Consider the following 21,400-nt stretch of genomic DNA (forward strand, 5'->3'; position numbering starts at 1 on the left):
AGAAAGCGATGACCATCACTCTCGAAAAGATGCGCGCCGATGTGGCGGCGATCATTCACGAAGATCCGTCCGAGATTGGCTTTGACGACAACCTGATGGATCTTGGCCTTGATTCGATGCGTCTCATGAACCTCATCCTCACGTGGCAAGAAGCGGGCGTGGACCTGGATTTCGGCGAGTTTGCCGAGGAGTTCACGCTGAGTGGCTGGTGGCGAGCCATCGAGGCGAAGCGGGCAAACGCATGACCAGCCTTTCGGCCAATCTCATCGGTTCTGCCATGCCATCCGGCGAGCAATTGCTGACTGAAGCGCAGGCTGGCTTGTGGTATGTTCAGCAGATCGATCTGTCCAACCCCATCCTGAATGCCAGCCAGTATGTGGAGCTTGCGGGCGTACTGGACGTTGACCTTTTTCGCCAAGCTTTTGCGCAGATGCTCGAGGAGGCAGATTGCCTTTCGCTGACATTCCACAATGGCGCTTTCTGCCCATCGCAGCGTCTTGATGCGAGCACGCGTCCTTTCCTTGAGATTTTGGACCTGCGTTCCGAAGCGGACCCTGCCTCTGCCGCGCTAACGCTTATGCAGGCAGATACCGCAAGACCGGTCGATCTTGGCAAAGGTCCGATTTCTCGTTTCACCCTGTTCCGGTTGAGCGAAGACAGACACTATTGGTACGAGCGAATTCACCATCTGGCGATCGATGGATATGGGATCGTTCTCGTGACCAACCGTGTTGGCGAGATTTACTCTGCCCTCAAATCCGGCACCGGTACGGGCACACCGTTTGCTCCTTTCGCCCAGGCGATTGACGAGGGAGTTGCTTATCTTTCCGACGACAGGCGGCGGCGTGATGCCGAATTTTGGCGCAATGAACTGGCGAGCTTGCCCGAAGTGGTGAGTCTGGCCGGTGGCCGCGCCGTCAGCGAACATTCGTTCAGGCGGGAGACTAGGCATCTATCCACGGATATCTTCAGCGCTCTTGTCGCGCGGGCCGAACGTGCAAAGGTTACCTGGCCGGATTTGCTGACGGCGCTCGTTGCATCCTACTGCCGTCGTTATGCTGCGACCGCTGAAATCGTTGCGGGCGTGCCGCATATGGGTCGGCTTGGCAGCAAGGCGGCGCGCGTTCCTTGTACCCTTATGAATGTGCTGCCGGTACGGTTTGAAAACACGGATTATCTGCCAGTCGATGATGCAGCTGTCATCCATGCAAAACGTCTCATGGCCTGCCGTCGTCACGGTCGTTATCGCAGCGAACAATTGCGCCGTGATCTGGGCTTGATTGGTGGGCAGCGTCGGCTGTTCGGCCCATTGATCAACGTGCAGCCATTCGACATGCCGCCGAAGTTCGACGGTCTGGATGTCGCCCTTCATATCCTCGGTGCCGGGGCCGTGGATGACATTACCTTCACGTTTCGGGGCGACGCCAAAACCAGCCTGATGATGGAGGTGGATAGCAATCCAGCACTCTACAGCGAGCAGGACACCAAGGACCATTCGGCGAGGCTGATTTCCTATCTTGAAAGCGCTTTGCAAGCGGAGCGTCTGGCCGATGTTCCACTTGCTAGCCCGAATGAGCGTCAACGATATTTGTTCGATGCGAACGCGACCGGACATGCGGTCGAAGATGTCACGCTGGTCGAGCTGATCGAAAGGACGATGCACACGTATCCCGATGCGCCTGCCGTCGTCTTCGAAGGCCAGACGCTGACCTATGCGGAACTCGATCGTCGCAGCCTCGCGCTTGCATCGCAACTTGTCGAGCGAGGAGCAGGACCGGACCGCCTCGTCGCCGTGGCGCTTCCGCGTTCCCTTGAGCTGATCATCGCCCTGTTTGCAATCCTGCGGTCCGGCGCTGCTTACTTGCCGCTGGATGTCAGCCATCCCAAGGAGCGTTTATCGCGCATCCTTTCATCGGCGCAGCCGGTGGTCATTCTCGGAGAAAAGAATTCCGCCGATCTTTTCGAGGATGCGCATTTGCCTCCAAGCCGCTGGCGACAGGGTGCGCAGCGCACGGACTGGCCTGTCTCATCCCCCGATAACCTTGCCTACGTGATCTACACGTCCGGTTCCACGGGTGAGCCAAAGGGCGTGATGATCGAGCACCGCGCCATCGTCAATCGTCTTGAATGGATGCGCCAGCATTACAGCTTTGGGCAGCAGGATCGTATCCTGCAAAAGACGCCCGCGACATTCGATGTTTCGGTTTGGGAGTTCTTCTTGCCTGCGCTTTGCAGCGCGACATTGGTGGTGGCGCCGCCGGAAGCGCACCGTGATCCGCTTGCCATCGCGCGCATCATCCGCGACGAAAACATCACGACGCTGCATTTCGTGCCGTCCATGCTGTCGGCTTTCATGGCCGAACCCTCAGTGGAAGGCTTGGCAGTCTCACGCGTGTTTTGTAGTGGCGAAGAACTTACCGCCGAGCAGCGCGACCGTTTCCACAGGCTAATCAAGGGTGAATTGCATAATCTTTACGGACCGACGGAAGCGGCTGTCGATGTCAGCTATTGGGAGGCGTCGGCATCTGATAGCTCTTCGCCATTGCCCATCGGCTGGCCGGTCTGGAATACAAAACTCTACGTCCTGGATGATCATCTTCATCCATTGCCGCCCGGAGTGGCGGGTCATCTTTATCTCGGTGGCGTTCAATTGGCGCGGGGTTATCTCGGGCGAGACGATCTGACGTCAGACCGTTTCTTTCCAGATCCCTTTATTGACGGCCACCGCATCTACAAAACCGGAGACATGGCGAAGCTTCGTGCCGATGGCGCCATCGTCTATCTCGGCCGTTCCGATCATCAGGTCAAAATCCGCGGCCTGCGGATCGAGCTTGGTGAGATCGAGGTTGCCATCATGGCGTCCGGCCTTGTGCGTGAGGCAGTCGTCATGGCGCGGGAAGATCGTCCGGGAGACAAGCGGATCGTTGCGTATGTCGTAGCCTCACCATCTCTTGTGATCGAGACCTTGCGCGACAGCATCTCGAAAAAGGTGCCGGATTACATGATGCCAGCCGCCTTTGTCAGGCTGGATGCTCTGCCGGTCACGTCGAACGGGAAGCTGGATCGTCGCGCTTTGCCTGCGCCAGTCATCGAGATGGCCGCCGGCCGGCGTGCTTCGTCGCCGCTGGAACAGCTTCTCGCAACGCTGTTCAAGGAGATCCTGGAACTGGACAGTGAACCGACGGCAGAGAGCGATTTCTTTTCTCTGGGTGGTGATAGTCTGTCTGCAGTTCAACTCTGCCTTCGCATTCGCACCGAAACCGGTTCCGATCCTGGCCTTGGCGCAATCTTCGAGCATCCGGTAATCTGCGATCTCGCAAAGGCGCTGGAGAAAGCAGGGAGCGACGAGGGCCTGGGGCCGATCATCCGGCTTCAACGTGGTCATCCCAATCTCGCTCCGATTTTTCTCATTCATCCGGCTGGCGGCATTGCCTGGGGTTACAGGCACTTGGCACAGCAATTGGGTGGGCGGCCTGTTTTCGGCATACAGTCTCCGACGCTTTCTGCTGCAGCACCATCTCCAGAAAGCCTCGAAGCGTTGGCTTCCGCTTACGCAGATCTGATCTGCCTACACCATGACGGTGTCTATCATCTGGTGGGTTGGTCCGTCGGCGGTATTCTCGCACAGGCGATTGCCGTGGAGCTTCAGCGACGGCAGCAGCCGGTGGGTCTCGTCGCGCTTCTCGACAGCTATCCGTGCGACTGCTGGAGAGCAGAACCGGAGCCGGATGAGACGGCGGCACTCCGGGCGCTGCTGGCCATTGCCGGTCACGATCCGCTTGCTCATCCGGAGCTCGTCTCAAAGGACGCGATTATCGGTTTCCTCAAACAGGACGGCAGCTCGCTTGGAGGTCTTCCGGACGCTGCCCTGGACGGCGTCATCCGCTCTGTTCTCGATACGAACCGGCTTGTTCGGGGGCACTATCACAAACGCTTCGATGGCACGCTCACCCATTTCCGCGCCGCGCTGGATCACAAGGACAAGAACCTGACTCCGACACTCTGGGCAACCTTTTGCGCGGGTGTCGAGACAGTGGATGTCACGTGCCTTCATCCACAGATGACTTCGGCTAACGCTGTTCACACCATCGCGCCGGAAATCCTGTTCAGACTCACAGTGATTGAACAGAAAGGACTTGCCTGATGCGTTTGACAGGCATTCAGGGAAAGCGCGCGCTTGTCACCGGCGCCGCTGGCGGCATTGGGGCTGCGGTCGTGAGACTGCTCGTAGAAGCAGGCGCTCATGTCGTCGCCACCGATCACAACGCCAATCATCCGCTTGAAATCGGACCAGAACATACGAGTGACGTCACGCTGCTTGAACTCGACGTTCGAGACAGCGCGGCCGTGGATGCGTTGGTCAATGAAATTGAAGATCAGCTTGGACCGATCGACCTCGGGATCAACGTCGCCGGGATCCTTTCCACGACCACGGTCGTCGAGACGGAGGACGCATCTTGGCGGAACATTTTTGCGGTCAACACGGATGGTGTGTTTCACGTCTCGCGTGCTCTTGCGCGCGTCATGCTGCCTCGCAAACGCGGAGCAATGGTCACCGTCAGCTCCAATGCCGCTGGCATTCCAAGACAGGCGATGGCCGCCTATGCAGCCTCCAAGGCGGCGGCAACGATGTTCACCCGATGCCTGGGTCTCGAACTTGCGCCGCATGGAATTCGCTGCAACATCGTCGCGCCAGGTTCCACACTGACGCCGATGCAGACAGGCATGTGGGCAGATGAGCGTGGTGCTGAGCGCGTGATTGCGGGATTGCCGGAGCAGTTCAAGACCGGCATTCCTCTTCAGAAGCTCGCGACACCCGAAGATGTCGCGCATTCGGTCCTCTTTCTTCTTTCCGATCAGGCCAGCCACATCACCATGACGGATCTCTACGTCGATGGTGGCGCGACGATGCGGGCGTGATCGCAAATACCTCAAGCTGTCGGGTTCAACCAATACCGTATTTCCTTCGATCCATCACAGTCATCACAGGATGAAAACAATGACGAAACTTTCGAGATCAAACCAGCTTACCCTGCGCACCGGTGTGGCACGGGCGGCAATCCTCACGGGCACCATGTTGCTCGGCATGACCAGCGCTTTTGCGCAGGTCGCGTTCGACCAACCGGAGAAAGATTACAAGGGTCAGGTTCGCCTCGGATCAGCCACGCGAGGCCAGCCGCTGCTTTCCGGCGGTGAGGTGTCCGTGCAGGGTCAGAACTTCAAACCAGGCCAAAAAGTTCAGCTTCTGAAGGGCAATGTGGCGCTGGTTGAAGGTGGCTTCACGGCCGATCAGGAAGGCAAGTTCCAGGGTAAGTTCAAACTACCGGAGAACGCGGCTGTCGGCACCTATCCGCTGATTGTAACGACGGATGCTCCCTATTATGCGGATGTGACCAAGTTGAAGATCTCTCCTAAGGTGCCGCTGTCCGGCGAAGACAAGTTCACGTTGACGTCGGAAAAGCTCTCCCCCGGACTCTATCAGATCGGTTTTAGTGACAAGAGCAACGCGGTTTTCGTAACCTCTGCCTCGGGTCGTCCGCCCGTCAAGAATTCCGAACTCCTGAAGCTTGATCCGGAAACGCTAAAGGTTGTTGCCCGTGGCAAGCCATCTGATTCGAAGGATGGCGGCGTTCATGCCGTTTATGGCCTTGGTTTAGATGATGCCAACGGCACGATCTGGGTCACCAACACACGTCAGGACACCGTTGCTGTCTACAAACAATCCGACCTTTCGCTGGTCAAGCAATTCGAACCCGGCCTCGCCCAGCATGCCCGTGACGTCAAGGTCGACGAGAAGAATGGCAAGGCCTATGTGAGCCAGGTTGGTGAACCGGAAGTCGCCGTGTTCAGCACGAAGACCTTGGAGAAGCTGCCCTCGGTCAAGATCGAGTCCAAGGTGCGCGGCGAGAAATTTTCCCCTGCAAGCGTGGACTTCGATCCGGCAAGCGGCAAGCTATTTGTCATCAGCCTCTCAACGAACGAAGTGGCGATCATCGATTCCGCTGCAGGAAAGGTGGATAAGGTTCTGCCGGTCAAGGGCGGTCTCTCGACGATAGGCATTGCCTACGATGCAGCCGATGACCGTATCTTCGTAGCCGGGCAGGGTAGCGACAACCTGCTGATTCTGGATGGAAAGACTGGCGAGACCCTGCACAATGTTGCCGTTGGCGCCGGTTCCCTGAACGTAACCTTTGAGCCCGTCAAAAAGCACGCCTATGTCAGCAGCCGCGATGCGGGAACGGTGACAGTCGTTGACGCAAACGGCAAGATTGTCGCCAATCTTCCGGTCGCGCCGTTTGCCAATCATGTGGTTGCGGATGGCAAGGGTGGTGTCTACGCCGTGAACAAGTCGATGAACCCTGACGATCCGAACGGCGATCGCGTCACGCTGATCACTGCAAAATAAGCAAAGAGAAAGGCTCCGGCATTCACGTGCCGGAGCCTTAAACGAATTCTCACCATATCTCTTTGCTCAGAAGGCGCTGTGGCGCTTGGCGAAGGCTCGGAGATTGGCTTGCTCCCGGCGCAACTCGCTTATGGTGGATGCCACTGTCGCTACAAACATGGTGCTGATCAATCCAGCAAGTGCAATCATCGTAACGTACATAGGCATCTCCCTTCTGATCAAGGAGCCCTATTCTCAGTAATAGGGCTGTCCGTAGTGTTGACTTGTCAGCTGTGTGTACTTCACAGCCTGCGCTTCATTTCTGTCCTGGTAGAGTGTCACAGTGGCGGTCATCATGACTGCGATAACGGCGGTCCATACGAGATTGATCATCGTGATGGTGTCCGGCATTGCCGTTTTCTTCTTGGCGAACATCTCCGAATTCCTTTTTCATTGACCAGAACGCGTTAAACACGAACCGGTTCCGCACCAGTATGAAAGAATGGTTAAACGACGGGCTCTGAAGCGACCCTGAAAGTGCCGTTCATCTGGCGTTCAGCTTTCCTGCTCGTCCCAGCCATCGCGGATCGCCTCGATTGCAAGTTCAATCGCGAATGACACAACAACCGCCACAGCCATCAGCAGGATCAGCATCGTTTTCCCCTTTACCGCGCAGGGCGTCTTGCCTCTGCCTTCGATGATCCCACTTAAGCAAGTGCCATCTGAAACGGGTTTGAACGTGGCATTCATCTTCGGTTCAACCGCGGGGAGTGCTCTGTCTTGCGATTTGCGGCAGTCCATGACACAAGGCGAACGCGACGCTGGAGGTATGCTTGACAAGCGCTTTCTATCCCGGATCCTTCGATCCCATGACAAACGGCCATCTGGATGTGCTTTTGCAGGCGCTGAATGTTGCCGACCGTGTAATTGTCGGCATTGGCGTTCATCCGGGCAAGGTTCCGCTGTTCAGCTTCGAGGAGCGCGATTCGATGATCCGCAGCGCGCTGGCGGAAGCGCTGCCCGATCGTCGTGACTCGCTGGACGTCGTGGCCTTCGATGGTCTGGTCGTCAATGCAGCACGGGCACATGGCGCGCGGCTGTTGATCCGCGGGCTGCGCGACGGCACCGACTTTGATTACGAAATGCAGATGGTGGGGATGAACGCGCAAATGGCGCCGGACATCCAGACCGTGTTTCTGCCAGCGAGCGTTTCGTCCAGACCCATAACGGCCACATTGGTTCGTCAGATCGCGAAAATGGGCGGCGATGTTCGCTCGTTCGTTCCGGCCTCGGTCGCGCAAGCGCTGATCGCCAAGTTCGAAGGCTGATGATATTCTCAAACGGAGTTCCCCGATGAAGCTTCTTTCCCTTGCCTTTGCTGGCTTTCTGGCTGCCGCTTCGCTGGCTTCTCAGGCCTATGCCGCTGCAGACGATTTCCTGACGATCCAGTTGAAGAGCGGCCCTGTCGTTGTGCAGTTGATGCCGGAGATCGCGCCCAAGCATGTGGCGCAGGTCAAGAAGCTGGCGGCGGAAGGCAAGTATAACGATGTTGCCTTTCACCGCGTGATAGACGGCTTCATGGCCCAGACGGGCGACGTGAAATTCGGCAACCTGACGAAAGGCTTTGACGCCCGCCGCGCCGGTATGGGCGGTTCCGATCTGCCGAACATTCCTGCCGAATTTTCGAAGGTTCCCTTCGAGCGCGGAACGGTTGGCATGGCGCGTTCGCAGGATCCGAACTCCGCCAATTCGCAGTTCTTCATCATGTTTGCGCCAGGCGCATTCCTGAACGGCCAGTACACGGTCATCGGCAAGGTCGTCTCCGGCATGGAGAATGTCGACAAAATCAAGCGCGGCGCTGGCGGCAATGGCGAAGTTTCAGACCCCGACCGGATGATCAAGGTCACCGTCGGCAAATAAAGGGCGGGCATACCGCAAACCAAGGAGATTAAAGATGGCCGAGATCAAGGATCCGGAAAACACGATCATCATGGAAACCACCAAGGGCAAGGTTGTCATCGCCCTTATGCCGGATCTGGCTCCGGGCCATGTTGCTCGTATCAAGGAACTGGCACGCGAAGGCGCCTATGACGGCGTTGTGTTCCACCGCGTGATTGCAGACTTCATGGCCCAGACGGGCGATGTGAAGTTTGGCAAGAAGGGCGGCGAAAGCTTCAATCCGGCGCGCGCTGGCATGGGCGGTTCCGACAAGCCGGACCTGAAGGCTGAATTCTCGGCTGTTCCGCATGTTCGCGGCACCTGCTCGATGGCGCGTTCGCAGAGCCCGAACTCCGCCAACTCGCAGTTCTTCATCTGCTTCACCGATGCTCCGTGGCTGAACAAGCAGTATTCCGTCTGGGGTCAGGTTATCGAGGGCATGGACTTCATTGACCAGATCAAGAAGGGCGAGCCGGTTTCAGATCCTGACTCCATCGTTTCGATGAAGGTTGCTGCGGATATCGCCGCCTGATCTCTCCATCGTGAGCGAATTGAAGCGCTCCGGTATGGCCGGGGCGCTTTTCTTTTTTGGGTGATGCCTTTATCAGCGAGCCAGATTTCAGGCGTCCCCATCCAACAAACGGCTTTTGCACATGCGCGTCGATCTATTCGATTTCGATCTGCCCGAGGAAAACATTGCGCTGAGACCCGCCAATCCGCGGGATAGCGCGCGGCTGCTGCTGGTTCAGCCGCAGGGTGAAACCGTGTTGTCGGACCAGATCGTGCGCGATCTGCCGCGTTTTCTGAAACCGGGCGATGCGCTGGTTTTCAACGATACCAAAGTCATCCCTGCCCAGCTGGAAGGTGTTCGAACCCGCGAAGGCGCGCCCGATATCGCCGTTTCCGCGACGCTTCACATGCGCACCGAGCCGGACGTCTGGAAGGCTTTCGCCAAGCCGGGCAAGCGCTTGAAGATTGGCGACCGCATTCACTTCGGCCATTCGGCGGAAACCTGCGCCGTTGGCAGTCTGGACGCGACACTGGAAGAAAAGGGCGACGGCGGCGAGGTGTCACTGAGGTTCGATTTGTCCGGTCCGGCGCTCGACGAGGCAATCATGGCGGTCGGGCATATTCCGCTGCCGCCTTACATTGCGGCAAAACGCCCGGAAGATGCGCAGGACAGCAAGGATTACCAGACGATCTATGCGCGGGAAGAGGGCGCTGTTGCTGCCCCGACTGCCGGATTACACTTTACGCCGGACCTCTTTGCCGCCATCGATGCGTCAGGGATCGAGCGCCATTTCGTGACCCTGCATGTGGGTGCGGGTACATTTCTGCCCGTGAAGGCCGATGACACGGCCGAGCACAAGATGCATTCCGAAATCGGCTACGTTTCGCAAGCGACGGCGGATGCGCTGAACGCCGTGCGGACGAGGGGCGGTCGGATCGTCTCCGTTGGCACCACCTCACTTCGACTTCTGGAAAGTGCCGCAGCTGACGATGGTAGCCTGAAGGCCTGGAGCGGCGCGACGGATATCTTCATCACGCCGGGTTATCGCTTCAAGATCATTGATGCGCTGATGACCAATTTCCACCTGCCACGCTCCACGCTGTTCATGCTCGTTTCCGCTTTTGCCGGTTACGAGACGATGCGTGCGGCTTATGATCATGCGATTTCCACAGGCTATCGCTTCTATTCCTATGGCGATTCCAGCCTGCTTTTCCGGAACGATTCACAATGACCGAGAACTTCACGTTCAACCTCAAGGCCACTGATGGCAAGGCGCGGCTTGGCGAAATCACCATGCCGCGTGGTACGATCCGCACGCCCGCGTTCATGCCTGTCGGCACCGTTGGAACCGTCAAGGCCATGTATCTGGATCAGGTGCGGGATGCGGGCGCTGACATCATTCTCGGGAACACCTATCACCTGATGCTGCGTCCCGGTCCGGAGCGGGTGGCGCGCCTTGGCGGCTTGCATGAGTTGATTCGCTGGCCGGAGCCGATCCTGACTGATTCCGGCGGCTTTCAGGTCATGTCTCTTTCCGGACTGCGCAAGCTGGATGAGAAGGGCGTGACCTTCAAAAGCCATATCGATGGCTCTCTGCACCACATGTCGCCGGAACGCTCCATCGAGATTCAGGGTCTGCTGGATTCCGATATCCAGATGCAGCTCGATGAATGTGTGGCGCTTCCTGCTGAGCCCAAGGAAATCGAACGTGCTATGGAACTATCCCTGCGCTGGGCCGAGCGCTGCAAGGTGGCGTTTGGCAACCAGCCGGGCAAAGCAATGTTCGGTATTGTGCAGGGCGGCGATCAACCGGCACTTCGCATTCGCTCTGCCGAGGGTCTGAAGCAGCTGGACCTGAAGGGCTATGCGGTGGGCGGCCTGGCGGTTGGCGAGCCGCAAGAGGTGATGCTGGACATGCTCAACATCACGCTGCCGGTTCTACCGACCGAAAAGCCGCGCTACCTGATGGGTGTCGGTACGCCCGACGATATCATCAAGTCCGTTGCCCGCGGTATTGACATGTTCGATTGCGTCATGCCAACGCGATCTGGCCGTCATGGCCTGGCCTTTACGCGTAAGGGCAAGGTGAATATTCGCAACGCGAAACATGCCGAAGACACGCGCCCGCTGGATGAACAATCCAGCTGCCCGGCAACGCGCGATTATTCCCGCGCCTATCTACACCACCTCGTGCGCTCCAATGAGGCACTCGGCGGCATGCTGCTCTCCTGGAACAATCTTTCCTATTATCAGGAGCTGATGCAGGGCATTCGAAAGGCCATTGCCGAGGGGCGTTACGAGGATTTCATGGCTGAAACTCAGGAAGCCTGGGCGCGCGGCGACGATTGATAAGACTGAGACCGATATTGTCAAAGAGCAGGCGCGACTTCGCGCTCACGCGGCAGAACCTGCTCGTGGCTTGAAGGTCAGTTCGGGCCGTATCCTTCTGAGGGATACGGGGTATTCGGCCGGGGCGCTGAAAGCTGCCTCGTAGAAGTAGTATAGGTGACACCTCTCAGCGCCCCGTTCAGCGGTTTATGCCCGCGACTTGGGTCTCTCTGCCTGAAATGGATGCCGGAAAGGTTTGTTGAAACCTATCGGCTCCCGGTGATCCGGCGGACTTGACCCGACAGACCTTCCCGACACCATTCCCCATGTGTGCCACACGAAGCCGCCCGCGATCTTTGATCGCGGAAAGCTGGCTTCGATTCTTTGATGGAGCATGTACCTTTCGCGCGGTCTTGACCGCGCGGGACATGCTCGCACGCCTGACGCGCCAGTTCGGAGATGAAATGGAGGGTTAGATCCGAAGCCCTGCCATTTCCCCCGTGTCGCCAGAGGGAGACCATTTTCCGCGAACCCGGACGAGAAGGTTTTGCGTCTTGCCCTTAACGCCCGCGCCGGCTCCGCATCGCCAGCACGCCTGCCGGTGTAACCGTTGCGGAACGAGGGAATTGAAACACAGGTGCGACGGGGTGGCGGAGTGAGGGGCTAAAAAAATTTGAGAAGACCAATTTTTTAGGCTGCGGCGTGTCAGTACTCGACGCACAGTCTTTATCCGGGGCTTAACCCCCCTCTGTCCTGCCGGACATCTCCCCCTCAAGGGGGAGATCGATTCGTGGTTAGCCCTTCGCTCCAGATGTTGCCCTGTCGTGCGTAGCAAAACTCCATCGACGGGAGATGGTGTGCAAGCATCAGCCGTTCTGCCGATCTCCCCCCTTGAGGGGGAGATGTCCGGCAGGACAGAGGGGGGTATCAAACGTTTGCGGTGCATCAAGTCACAATCTTGCAGCGTCGTTCGCGCTTTCAATCGAACGCGAAGCGCTGTAAGGCCCACGCTCACCCCGGCTCTCAACCAACTGATTGCATGCGCATACACGGAATAAATCCACCACATCTTGCAATTGCAGCCGCAACCTTGACGGAATAGTCTGACGGCGGAGCCGGAAGTAATGGGACGCTTCCGGGGTGTCGAAACCCCTTCAAATCCGGCTGGCATCCTTCGTAAGATGCTCTCTCAGTCACTGGTTGGTGGCTGAGTGCGCGAGCTTGGCTTATAAGCTCTCCACCTTCTATGGCTGGGGAGGCACTGACGTATGTTCAAGGTGCTTGCACCCAAAGGTCAGGGCAGTCGTGATTTGACGACTTTCGAACTCCCCGGCCGCCAGAGGCCTCCAAGCAACTTGGCCTTTGGCGCGCCTTCCCCTCCGTTTCAAACGATGCGTGGTACACGATGCGGCGTGTCGTTGGGCGGGCTTTTCAGATTCCCTGACTGGTGGTCTTGGCCAGCATTCGAACGCCATTCACCTTGTAGGTGCCATCATCCTGCAGGCGCATGTCATAGATCGCCGTGAAATCCTTCGTTCCGCGACCCGTCAGAATGACTTCCTGAAACACGACCTCGCCGCCACCGACAAGTTTGGACCGACCGAATGCATAGTTCACGGAATGATAAAGCGGCTCGTATTTCTCACGCACCATTGTGAGGAACACCCGCTCATCGGGGAACATGCTCCGGATGCCGGGTGATGCAAAGGAGTAGGCGGTGCGTGCGTCATCGGTCTTCAGAGCCTTGATCTGATCGGCGATGATCTTCTGCGCTTCCGCGACCGGATCTTCCGCCGAAACCGGGCGCACAAAAGCAAGGACGAGGGCAACAAGAGCGAATGCGAGTCGAAATGCCATGCGCGTTCTCCTCGAAGATAGAGCAACAGGATAATCCAGTTTTTGCCGAGGTGAAGAGGGGAAACCTTCCTTCCTTTCACAAAGCCGACACAAACTGTTTCCGAGACGCAACTACGGCGATAATTCAGAATCCGATCATGCATTGGTTTGGGCGGCGATCTTGTTTCCGTCACAGCGAAGTGAGATTCGTTGGTTCGCACTCCCTCCCGGTTATCTCGACATGAAAATCCTTGGCGCTCCGGCGTTGCTGTTTTTCTGCAACGCCATTGTCTTCGTTACATTGTTCACCCGTCTGCCTGCGATCCAGCAAAGCCTGGGCGTGGACAAGGCCTGGCTTGGCCTTGCGCTTCTTGGCGCGCCGATTGGCACCTTCCTGGCGCTGCCAGTTGCAGGGCGCGTGGTGAACGCGCTGACCCCTCGCGTGGCGGCCCCGCTGCTACTTTCGGCTGCAGCGCTGACGACGCCATTCCTGACCATCACGCCCTTCTGGGGGTTCTTTCTCTGCTTCCTGCTGTTCGGTTTCCTGCGCACCATTCAGGATGTCGCCGCCAACATGATTGCCACCGGGATTGAGCAGCGCACAGGAAAGAAGGTGCTTTCGCGAAGTCATGGTTTCTGGTCGATCGGCCTTCTGATTGGTGCGCTGGCCTCGGGTTATCTGGCAGAAGCAGGGCTCAGTCCTTTTCTGCACCAGTGCGCTGCGGTGCTTGTGGTCTTCATCTGCTGCTTTACGGTCTGGCGTATCGCGTCGCCGGATATGCGGGTCACGGCCACGGCTAGCAAGCGACAGGTTTTCGTAGTGCCAGATCGCATCATCATTCTTATTTGCGTCATGGTCTTCGGCATCTGCATCAGCGAAGGGGCCGTCTATGACTGGGGGATTTTCTATCTGCGGGAAGTTCTTTCTACCGATGCCTCGACCGCCGGCATTCTCTATGCACTGTTTACGGTTGGCATGGGCGCAACCCGCCTTGTTGGTGACAAGCTGCGGGACAAGTTCGGTGCCAAGACGCTGGTGCGTGGCTCTGCAAGCGGCGTCGCTGTTGGGATTGGTCTGCTGTTGACGGCTCAGGGCCTGTGGCAGGCGGGCATTGCGCTCTTCCTTATCGGATGTGGTGTAGCGCTTGCGTTTCCGTTGGCCGTGGCAACGGCAATCGAGCGGGGGCAAGGGCAGCCAGCAGACAATCTGGCCGCGCTATCGCTAACGCTTCTGCTTTCGAATATCGGCGTTCCACCGCTTCTCGGTTTTGTTGCAGAACATGCCGGGCTTCCAGCAAGCTTTGCTGTGCTCTTGCCCTTCCTTGTCTTAAGCTTCATCATGGCGCCGGTCGCTCAGGGACGAGTGCCCCGATTGCTGACAGGGCGTGTGCCTGTTGCAGCGAATGATGGGGAAAAAGAGGTGCTGGCCGCTGTTTCGCCACAAGATGCGGCGAGGGGTTGAGGCGAGCGATGTGACGCAGTACGAGAGGGTGACCTTGGAAAATCTTGCACCAGGTGGAACCGTGATCGACCCATACAAGATGCTGGGCGTGGCGCGCGATGCAGACGGCGCAACCATTAAAACCGCCTATCGTTCCCGCGCGAAGACCGCGCATCCGGATGCGGGCGGCGATGTTGACGCATTTTCGAAGCTGACAGCATCCTATGAACTGCTGCTCGATCCCGTGCGCCGCAAGGTTTACGACGACACGGGCTATGATCCGCAACTGACCGACAGCAAGGATCTGGAGGGATTGCTGGTTCTTGATACGCTGGTCAACGAGATCATTCTCGACGAGCGGGCACCCGGCAGCTTCGACCCGATTGCCGCCATGCGCCGCAAATTGACAGACCGGATCGTCAATACACGCTTTCATATTCTGGAACTGGAGCGCCATCGCGGGCGTATTCGCAACCATATGGACCGCATGGGAAAACGCCCGGAAAGCGATGTCATCGGTCGCATGTTGACCGCTCGTTGCGATACGATCGCCGATGCCATCACCAAGGCCGAGGGCGAGATCAAGGTGATAGAACAAGCCTATTCCATGCTAGACGGCTATACTTATGAGCTGGAAGTTGAACTTCCAAAGGCTGCGGAATAAATGGGAAGGGTGATCTTGGGCTGGACAGGTGGGAAGCTCGCCTGCCTGTTCGTTTGCCATAGGCAGATAGCGGAAAAATGCTTGGATCATCGGCGTGTAAGACTCACAAGACGCGATGATACAGGCTATCGCTTTCGCATCGGATTTTCCGAAAACCAGCTTCCACTTTTCGGTCCGATGCGAGGAGTACTCCATCCCTGTCACGTCCGCTTGACACGGCCTGGGTTCGATAGCCGAACCGACGCAACCCCGGACTGTTTCAGACCATTCACATAAAAAGCGGGAGTTGGGCGGACGGTTCTGTTGCGTCCTCGCCGAGGCTGGACAGCGTGACGCCGAGCAATCGCACGCCTTTGCGGAAGGGATAGACAGTTTCCAGAAGTGATTCCGATATGTCGAGAATTTCGGCCTCGCTGGCAAAGCATAACGTTTGGGTTCTGCTGCGGGTGATCTGCTGGAAATCGCTGTACTTGACCTTCACCGTAACCGTTTTGGCCGTCATGTTGCGGTCAACACAATAGGCCCAGATCTTGCCGACGAGCGGCGCAAGTTCAGCCTTTGCCGCACCAAGGTCACTGATATCGGTGGCGAAGGTATCTTCCGAGCCGATGGATTTGCGCACGCGATCCGGCTTGACCTGACGATTATCGATACCTCTGGCGATGCCATAAAAATACGGACCGGATTTGCCGAAGTGATCCGTGAGGAAGGACAGCGACTTCGCCTTCAGATCGGCGCCGGTGTGGATGCCAAGGCGATGCATCTTCTCGGCGGTCGCCGGACCGACACCATGAAACTTCTTCACGGGCAGCTGTTCGACGAAGGCGGGACCGTGGCGCGGTGTGATGACGGCCTGGCCATTGGGCTTGTTCAGATCGCTCGCCATCTTGGCCAGGAACTTGTTGTAGGAAATGCCGGCTGACGCGTTCAATCCCGTGGCGACCTTGATCTTCTGGCGAATTTCCAACGCAATTTCTGTGGCTATGGGCATGTCTTTGAGGTTCTCGGTAACATCGAGATAGGCTTCGTCCAGCGATAGCGGCTCGATAAGAGGCGTGTATTCCGCAAAGATTTCACGGATCTGCTGCGACACGGCTTTGTAGACCTCAAAGCGCGGGCGGACGAAAATGAGGTCCGGGCATTTGCGCGCTGCCGTCACCGAGGGCATGGCGGAGTGGACGCCGAATTTCCGTGCCTCGTAACTGGCAGCAGCCACCACGCCGCGCGCCGCCGCCCCGCCAACAGCAACCGGCTTGCCTTTCAGATCAGGATTATCGCGCTGCTCCACAGACGCGTAGAAGGCATCCATATCGACATGGATGATCTTCCGTGGCGTGGTTTCTCGTGAGGCGAGGGGCTGCTGCCCTCTGGACTTCTCTAGCGTTTTTTCTTCTCCAGCGAGCTGCACTGCGACAATTCCGCTTGAACATGTAAGAACAAATGTGGAACATATCAGCCAATCTTCCAAATGGGAAGCCAAATTAGAGATCTCGGTAACAGGTGAGTGCCGGTATTGCGTAGTTTCTCCGGAATCTCTGCGTGTGTCTCTCGCCGAGGGCTTCGGTCGCTCTACATGAGGTCGGGCTTGGACAATTGGTTCCGGGCCGCAGGTACAGAATTGGGGAAGGGTTTATCGATGACTGGAATTCGCAAGCAATTGGGCGCGCTCATACTGGCGCTGGGGTTTTCGGTGACAGGCGCGCAGGGACAGGTGGTTGTGTCTTCCAAGATCGATACGGAAGGGGGCGTGTTGGGCAACATCATCCTCAGCATGTTGAAGGCAAACAACATTGAAGCGACGGATCGTCTGCAACTGGGTGCAACACCAATCGTGCGCAAGGCGCTTCTGGCTGGCGAAATCGACATTTACCCGGAGTATACAGGAAATGGCGCCTTCTTCTTCAACAAGGCGGAGGACGCGGCCTGGAAGGATGCGGCAAAGGCGTTCGAGACCGTAAAGAAGCTGGATTACGACGCTAACAAGGTAGTTTGGCTTTCAGCCTCGCCTGCCAACAACACCTGGGCGATTGCCGTTCGCAAGGATGTAGTCGACAAAAACAAGCTGAAATCGCTGTCGGATTTCGGAAAATATGTGACGGGCGGCGGGCAGGTCGTTCTCGCGGCATCTGCCGAGTTCGTCAATTCTCCGGCCGCTCTGCCAGCCTTTCAGACAACCTACAGCTTCAAGCTCCAGCCAAACCAGTTGATTACGCTGTCCGGCGGTGACACAGCCGCGACAATCGCGGCGGCGGCTAATCAGACGAATGGTGCAAATGCCGCCATGGTATACGGAACCGACGGTGGCATTGCGCCATCGGGGCTTGTGGTTCTGGAAGACGACAAGGGCGTCCAGCCTGTCTACCAGCCGGCGCCGGTTATTCGCGAGCAGATTCTCAAGAAAAACCCGAAGATCGAGGAAATCCTCAACCCGGTTTTCGCGAAGCTTGATCTCATGACTTTGCAGGAACTGAATGGACGCGTTCAACTGGGTGGCGAACCTGCCAAGGCGGTGGCCGATGAATTTCTGAAGAAGAACGGTTTTCTGAAGTAATCGCGCGAACTCATCGAGGAGCCGGATCAGCTTTCGGCTCCATTCGAGGAACGTGAAACCGGGCAGGGTGGATTTGATCAAACAGAGGATCGACAAACTGGGGGCCGTCATCGCGCTAATTGCCATGCCAGCACTCCTGTTTGTGCCGTTCGTCACGTTCAAGGCCAACCGGATTGTGCACGGACAGCCGGTTTCGGTTTATTCGGCCCTGCCAACATGGGCAGCAGCCTGTTTGACAGGCGTGACATTCGGCGTGCTCCTGAGTGCTATGATAAAAACGGGCGTGCTGGTGAGAGTGCTTGCGGCCTGCCTTGGTCTTGTCACGGTGCTCATCGCCATCGGTCTCGCAGCAATTCATCTGACGCCAGACGGTAACAGCTTTGTACGTGTTTCAACGGCATCTGGCTTCTGGCTGATGCTGTTTGCGCTTTCGATGCTGCTGATCGATGCGCTAGCCCGATTGCGTCCGCAACCCGTCGCGCGGATGCTCTTGTTGCTGGGTGGCCTGCTGACAATTGCGGCATTCGTGATGAGTGGTCTTTGGAACGAGCTTTCGCTGCTGAAGGAATTTTCAACCCGAGCAGACGGTTTCTGGCGGGAAGCGTGGCGACATCTGGCGCTTGCAGTTGGCTCTCTTTTAGCGGCCTTTGCCATTGGATTGCCACTCGGCATACTGTGCTACCGGGTCGAGAAGGCGAGAGCTGCGATACTCAGCCTCCTCAACATTATCCAAACCGTTCCATCAATCGCGCTTTTCGGGCTTCTGATTGCGCCGCTCGGCTGGATCGCGGCAAACCTTGCCGGCGCATCCGAACTCGGCATCCGGGGTATCGGAGCCGCGCCCGCCTTCATCGCGCTCGTCCTCTATGCGCTTCTTCCCATCGTGGCCAACACGGTGAGCGGTCTGGTTGGCGTAGATGCTGCCGTCAGCAATGCCGCCAAAGGTCTTGGCATGACCGATGGCCAGATCCTGCGACGGATAGAGCTGCCGCTTGCCATGCCCGCCATTCTCACTGCCATTCGCATTGTCTTGGTGCAAAACATCGGCATGGCAACCATTGCGGCACTGATTGGTGGTGGCGGCTTCGGCGTTTTCGTTTTTCAGGGGATCGGTCAGACTGCGACTGATCTTGTGCTGCTTGGGGCGCTACCAACCGTTGCACTCGCGCTGTGTGCTGCCGTGATCATGGACGCGTTGACCGAACTTGCTACCCGCGCTCGCAAGGAGACTGCCACCGCATGATCGAGATAGACGAGATCTCCAAACTTTACGATGGGCGCGCTGCCGTGGACCGGGTTTCGATGCAGATTCCGGCGTCGACGATCACCGCGGTCGTGGGCACATCCGGCTCCGGCAAGACGACGCTTATGCGCATGGTCAATCGCCTGATCGAGCCCACCTCCGGACAGATCAAAATCAACGGTCAGGACATTGCCGACACGCCGCCCCACGAATTGCGCAGGCGGATCGGCTATGCCATACAGGGACACGGCCTCTTCCCGCACCAAACGGTCTACGACAACATCGCGACAGTGCCGCGTCTCCTGAAATGGCATAGATCGCGTATCGAGCAAAAAGTGCGCGACCTGCTGACCCTTTTTCAACTTGACTTCGATAGTTTTGCCCGCCGGCACCCACACGAATTGTCCGGCGGTCAGCAGCAACGCGTTGGTGTAGCACGCGCCCTTGCGGCAGAGCCGGAACTGCTGCTGATGGATGAACCCTTCGGGGCGCTCGATCCGATCATCCGGGCCAAGGCGCAAAGCGACCTAAGAGATATTCAGCACAAACTCGGCACGACGATCCTGCTGGTGACCCACGATATTGATGAAGCATTTCGTCTTTCCGATCGGATTGCGGTCATGAACGCGGGTAGGCTGCTGCAATATGCAGAACCGCGAACGCTTCTGATACATCCAGCAGATCCATTCGTGGCGGAAATGGTGGGGCAGGCAGAACGTGGACTTCGCCTTCTGTCTCTGAGCGGCATTGATGCAATTACCGAAGATGGACATGCAGAAGGAGACCTGCTGCCGGCAGACATGAACCAGCGCGATGCACTGTCGCAACTTCTCTGGAGCGGACGCAATGCCGCGCCCATTGCTCAGCCGGATGGGCGGGCGCCAAGGCGGGTAACGCTGTCGCGTCTGCTTGCGGCTGCGGCGGAGCGATGATGCAGATCACGTCCGGTATCGTCTTCAGAACGCTGTTCGGCCTCGGCATTCTGGCTTTTCTGGCAAGACCGGAATGGTTTGAATCGGCTCTCGGGCTGTTTGTTGATCCGAATATGCCGGTCGTATATCGCCAGGGTAATCTGTTTTTTCTTCTCCTTCAGCATTTGGCCCTAGTTCTTGCCGCAACAACGGTAGCTACTCTCGTCGCTATCACCGCCGCAATCTTCGTCACGCGGTCCGTCGGAATCGACTTTATGCCGCTTTCTCGCAGCATCGTTTCAATCGGCCAGACCTTTCCGCCCGTTGCAGTTCTGGCCCTGTGCGTGCCTGTTCTGGGCTTCGGCAACGGACCCACCCTGGTGGCACTCATCCTCTACGGCCTTCTTCCGATCTTTGAGAATGCGCTGACGGCGCTACGCACGATAGATCCGGCGGTTCTGGAGGCGGCACGGGGTAGCGGGATGAGTGAGTCACAGAAGCTCATGCGGGTCGAAATGCCGCTTGCCATGCCCTTGATCATATCCGGTATTCGACTGTCCGCAGTCATCAGTGTTGCTACGGCCACGATCGGCTCCACGGTGGCGGCGAAGACGTTGGGCGAAGTCATCGTTGCAGGCCTGCAAAGCTACAACTACGCCTTCATTCTCCAGGGGGGAGTGCTTGTAGCGGCACTTGCCTTGCTGATCCATGATACTCTGATGATCGTGGAACTTCGTATGCAACGTCTTCGACGACCCGTGAGTAACTGAAGAGACGAACCAGCACATCTCCAGGCGCCTGCAAACAAATGCCGTCGAGCAGGTCAACCGACTCGCTGGCGGCGGCACTGCTATCACGGAAAACAGGCAAACAGTGTTCATCCCGCACATAAAGCGTAAACTCGCGCATGCGGGCCATTCCTTTCGGAGCTGGGCGCCGAACACCGTCGCGACGAACCTGCAAGGCCAGACGATGGGTAAATTCGCCGCCCGCGCTCAGATCGCCAAAACCCATGTCCGGCAAGAAGCGATTTTCCCGGAAGCCAAGCGCCTTGAAGAAGGCATAGTCTGTTTCCAAACCGGAAACATCGAGATGAAGATGGCCGATGTAGGCAAGATCCGAAACAGGAGCGACGACGGCCAGATCGCAGACCTGCGCCAGTTCCCATTCAACATCGAGGGGAAGAGGAGGACCGAGGGGCAGATCCGAGACACCAGTTGCTGCGAAGCGGGACCCTGCTTCGAGCTCCGCGCTTCGCCGCTCCGGAGTCTCAAGCGTGACCTCCACACCCAAACCGTCAGGATCCTTGAAGTACAAAGATTTAGCAATGACCCGGTCGGTTGCTTCGACCTCTACATTCTTGCTGAGCAGACGCCTGAAGATTCGGGAAAACTCCGCTTGGGACGGAACATGGATTGCAAGATGATGAAGTCCGTCAAAACCCTTTTGCGCAGCAACCCTAGCGCAAGGGTGGAGCACGATTAGCGTGCGCCATGCTGTTCCGAGCTCGGCGACCGTGCCAAGTTTCCGCGGTTTCAGACCGACAACACCCTGCCAGAATGCGATTGCACGCTCAAAATCCGTCACCTCTA

The 21,400-nt window shown here is 57.6% G+C and carries 20 protein-coding genes; 16 read left to right on the forward strand and 4 right to left on the reverse strand.

All coding sequences use genetic code 11. The features are described from left to right. Positions 1-8: 8 nt before the first annotated feature. The 4 genes from E8M78_RS04850 to E8M78_RS04865 all read left to right on the forward strand — a co-directional run bounded on the left by E8M78_RS04850 (position 9) and on the right by E8M78_RS04865 (position 6,406). Entirely contained in the window at positions 9-245 is a 237-nt protein-coding gene (locus E8M78_RS04850) for a phosphopantetheine-binding protein (RefSeq protein ID WP_137133981.1), read from the forward strand. After that, a complete protein-coding gene (locus E8M78_RS04855; RefSeq protein WP_246658225.1) occupies positions 242-4,144 on the forward strand; it encodes an amino acid adenylation domain-containing protein in 3,903 nt (1,300 codons plus the stop codon). Before E8M78_RS04850 ends, E8M78_RS04855 begins: the two co-directional genes overlap by 4 nt. Next, on the forward strand, positions 4,144-4,920 hold the full coding sequence (locus tag E8M78_RS04860; RefSeq protein ID WP_137133982.1) for a 2,3-dihydro-2,3-dihydroxybenzoate dehydrogenase: 777 nt from the start codon (positions 4,144-4,146) through the stop codon (positions 4,918-4,920). The genes E8M78_RS04855 and E8M78_RS04860 overlap by 1 nt, the downstream gene beginning before the upstream one ends. A gap of 79 nt (positions 4,921-4,999) precedes the next feature. Beyond that, positions 5,000-6,406 carry a YncE family protein gene (locus E8M78_RS04865; RefSeq protein ID WP_137133983.1) on the forward strand — a complete coding sequence of 469 codons (1,407 nt, stop codon included), beginning with the start codon at positions 5,000-5,002 and terminating at the stop codon, positions 6,404-6,406. 66 nt (positions 6,407-6,472) lie between these two features. Here the strand turns inward: E8M78_RS04865 and E8M78_RS24025 are convergent, their stop codons facing one another. Both E8M78_RS24025 and E8M78_RS04870 read right to left on the reverse strand, forming a co-directional pair. Next, positions 6,473-6,607 carry a hypothetical protein gene (locus tag E8M78_RS24025; protein WP_280139178.1) on the reverse strand — a complete coding sequence of 45 codons (135 nt, stop codon included), beginning with the start codon at positions 6,605-6,607 and terminating at the stop codon, positions 6,473-6,475. Positions 6,608-6,640: 33 nt separating this feature from the next. Beyond that, entirely contained in the window at positions 6,641-6,820 is a 180-nt protein-coding gene (locus E8M78_RS04870; protein WP_137133984.1) for a hypothetical protein, read from the reverse strand. 398 nt (positions 6,821-7,218) lie between these two features. On the opposite strand from E8M78_RS04870, the gene coaD reads away from it, so the two are divergent. From coaD to tgt, 5 genes are all read left to right on the forward strand, one after another. Further along, positions 7,219-7,713 (forward strand): pantetheine-phosphate adenylyltransferase, encoded by a 495-nt coding sequence (gene coaD / locus E8M78_RS04875; RefSeq protein WP_137133985.1) that lies wholly within the window; start codon positions 7,219-7,221, stop codon positions 7,711-7,713. 25 nt (positions 7,714-7,738) lie between these two features. Beyond that, positions 7,739-8,305, forward strand: coding sequence for a peptidylprolyl isomerase (locus tag E8M78_RS04880; RefSeq protein ID WP_137133986.1), 567 nt, complete (start codon positions 7,739-7,741; stop codon positions 8,303-8,305). A 34-nt stretch (positions 8,306-8,339) separates the two neighbouring features. Further along, positions 8,340-8,855: a peptidylprolyl isomerase gene (locus E8M78_RS04885; RefSeq protein WP_062554448.1), complete on the forward strand. Its 516-nt coding sequence runs from the start codon at positions 8,340-8,342 to the stop codon at positions 8,853-8,855. 121 nt (positions 8,856-8,976) lie between these two features. Continuing rightward, a complete protein-coding gene (gene queA / locus E8M78_RS04890) occupies positions 8,977-10,065 on the forward strand; it encodes a tRNA preQ1(34) S-adenosylmethionine ribosyltransferase-isomerase QueA (RefSeq protein WP_137133987.1) in 1,089 nt (362 codons plus the stop codon). Continuing rightward, positions 10,062-11,183, forward strand: a complete 1,122-nt coding sequence (gene tgt, locus E8M78_RS04895) for a tRNA guanosine(34) transglycosylase Tgt (RefSeq protein WP_137133988.1) — start codon at positions 10,062-10,064, stop codon at positions 11,181-11,183. The genes queA and tgt overlap by 4 nt, the downstream gene beginning before the upstream one ends. A gap of 1,410 nt (positions 11,184-12,593) precedes the next feature. Here tgt and E8M78_RS04905 read toward each other — a convergent pair. Continuing rightward, positions 12,594-13,019 carry a DUF4864 domain-containing protein gene (locus tag E8M78_RS04905; protein ID WP_137133989.1) on the reverse strand — a complete coding sequence of 142 codons (426 nt, stop codon included), beginning with the start codon at positions 13,017-13,019 and terminating at the stop codon, positions 12,594-12,596. A 220-nt stretch (positions 13,020-13,239) separates the two neighbouring features. On the opposite strand from E8M78_RS04905, the gene E8M78_RS04910 reads away from it, so the two are divergent. Beyond that, the gene (locus E8M78_RS04910; RefSeq protein ID WP_137133990.1) at positions 13,240-14,460 is read left to right on the forward strand and encodes an MFS transporter; all 1,221 of its coding nucleotides are present in this window, start codon (positions 13,240-13,242) and stop codon (positions 14,458-14,460) included. Between the two features lie 61 nt (positions 14,461-14,521). After that, positions 14,522-15,103, forward strand: a complete 582-nt coding sequence (locus E8M78_RS04915; RefSeq protein WP_246658231.1) for a J domain-containing protein — start codon at positions 14,522-14,524, stop codon at positions 15,101-15,103. A 268-nt stretch (positions 15,104-15,371) separates the two neighbouring features. Here E8M78_RS04915 and dinB read toward each other — a convergent pair whose 3' ends face one another. Beyond that, positions 15,372-16,511, reverse strand: coding sequence for a DNA polymerase IV (dinB, locus tag E8M78_RS04920; RefSeq protein ID WP_281405052.1), 1,140 nt, complete (start codon positions 16,509-16,511; stop codon positions 15,372-15,374). Positions 16,512-16,739: 228 nt separating this feature from the next. Here dinB and E8M78_RS04925 point away from each other — a divergent pair, with 228 nt between their 5' ends. From E8M78_RS04925 to E8M78_RS23740, 5 genes are all read left to right on the forward strand, one after another. Next, on the forward strand, positions 16,740-17,654 hold the full coding sequence (locus E8M78_RS04925; RefSeq protein WP_137133991.1) for an ABC transporter substrate-binding protein: 915 nt from the start codon (positions 16,740-16,742) through the stop codon (positions 17,652-17,654). Between the two features lie 76 nt (positions 17,655-17,730). Beyond that, positions 17,731-18,897 carry an ABC transporter permease gene (locus E8M78_RS04930; RefSeq protein ID WP_137134015.1) on the forward strand — a complete coding sequence of 389 codons (1,167 nt, stop codon included), beginning with the start codon at positions 17,731-17,733 and terminating at the stop codon, positions 18,895-18,897. Further along, positions 18,894-19,829, forward strand: coding sequence for an ABC transporter ATP-binding protein (locus E8M78_RS04935; protein ID WP_137133992.1), 936 nt, complete (start codon positions 18,894-18,896; stop codon positions 19,827-19,829). The genes E8M78_RS04930 and E8M78_RS04935 overlap by 4 nt, the downstream gene beginning before the upstream one ends. After that, the gene (locus E8M78_RS04940; RefSeq protein WP_137133993.1) at positions 19,829-20,578 is read left to right on the forward strand and encodes an ABC transporter permease; all 750 of its coding nucleotides are present in this window, start codon (positions 19,829-19,831) and stop codon (positions 20,576-20,578) included. The genes E8M78_RS04935 and E8M78_RS04940 overlap by 1 nt, the downstream gene beginning before the upstream one ends. A gap of 103 nt (positions 20,579-20,681) precedes the next feature. After that, complete coding sequence (locus tag E8M78_RS23740; RefSeq protein ID WP_246658226.1) at positions 20,682-21,293, forward strand: hypothetical protein; 612 nt, start codon at positions 20,682-20,684, stop codon at positions 21,291-21,293. The last annotated feature ends 107 nt before the right edge of the window (positions 21,294-21,400 follow it).

The organism is Rhizobium sp. FKY42 (assembly GCF_005222835.1).
Classification (GTDB): Bacteria; Pseudomonadota; Alphaproteobacteria; order Rhizobiales; family Rhizobiaceae; genus Neorhizobium.

Bases quoted from the DNA above. Each gene is read 5' to 3' on its own strand.
- E8M78_RS04850 (WP_137133981.1), top strand. From the start codon at position 9: ATGACCATCACTCTCGAAAAGATGCGCGCCGATGTGGCGGCGATCATT.
- E8M78_RS04855 (WP_246658225.1), top strand. From the start codon at position 242: ATGACCAGCCTTTCGGCCAATCTCATCGGTTCTGCCATGCCATCCGGC.
- E8M78_RS04860 (WP_137133982.1), top strand. From the start codon at position 4,144: ATGCGTTTGACAGGCATTCAGGGAAAGCGCGCGCTTGTCACCGGCGCC.
- E8M78_RS04865 (WP_137133983.1), top strand. From the start codon at position 5,000: ATGACGAAACTTTCGAGATCAAACCAGCTTACCCTGCGCACCGGTGTG.
- E8M78_RS24025 (WP_280139178.1), bottom strand. From the start codon at position 6,607: ATGTACGTTACGATGATTGCACTTGCTGGATTGATCAGCACCATGTTT.
- E8M78_RS04870 (WP_137133984.1), bottom strand. From the start codon at position 6,820: ATGTTCGCCAAGAAGAAAACGGCAATGCCGGACACCATCACGATGATC.
- E8M78_RS04880 (WP_137133986.1), top strand. From the start codon at position 7,739: ATGAAGCTTCTTTCCCTTGCCTTTGCTGGCTTTCTGGCTGCCGCTTCG.
- E8M78_RS04885 (WP_062554448.1), top strand. From the start codon at position 8,340: ATGGCCGAGATCAAGGATCCGGAAAACACGATCATCATGGAAACCACC.
- queA (WP_137133987.1), top strand. From the start codon at position 8,977: ATGCGCGTCGATCTATTCGATTTCGATCTGCCCGAGGAAAACATTGCG.
- tgt (WP_137133988.1), top strand. From the start codon at position 10,062: ATGACCGAGAACTTCACGTTCAACCTCAAGGCCACTGATGGCAAGGCG.
- E8M78_RS04905 (WP_137133989.1), bottom strand. From the start codon at position 13,019: ATGGCATTTCGACTCGCATTCGCTCTTGTTGCCCTCGTCCTTGCTTTT.
- E8M78_RS04910 (WP_137133990.1), top strand. From the start codon at position 13,240: ATGAAAATCCTTGGCGCTCCGGCGTTGCTGTTTTTCTGCAACGCCATT.
- E8M78_RS04925 (WP_137133991.1), top strand. From the start codon at position 16,740: ATGACTGGAATTCGCAAGCAATTGGGCGCGCTCATACTGGCGCTGGGG.
- E8M78_RS04935 (WP_137133992.1), top strand. From the start codon at position 18,894: ATGATCGAGATAGACGAGATCTCCAAACTTTACGATGGGCGCGCTGCC.
- E8M78_RS04940 (WP_137133993.1), top strand. From the start codon at position 19,829: ATGCAGATCACGTCCGGTATCGTCTTCAGAACGCTGTTCGGCCTCGGC.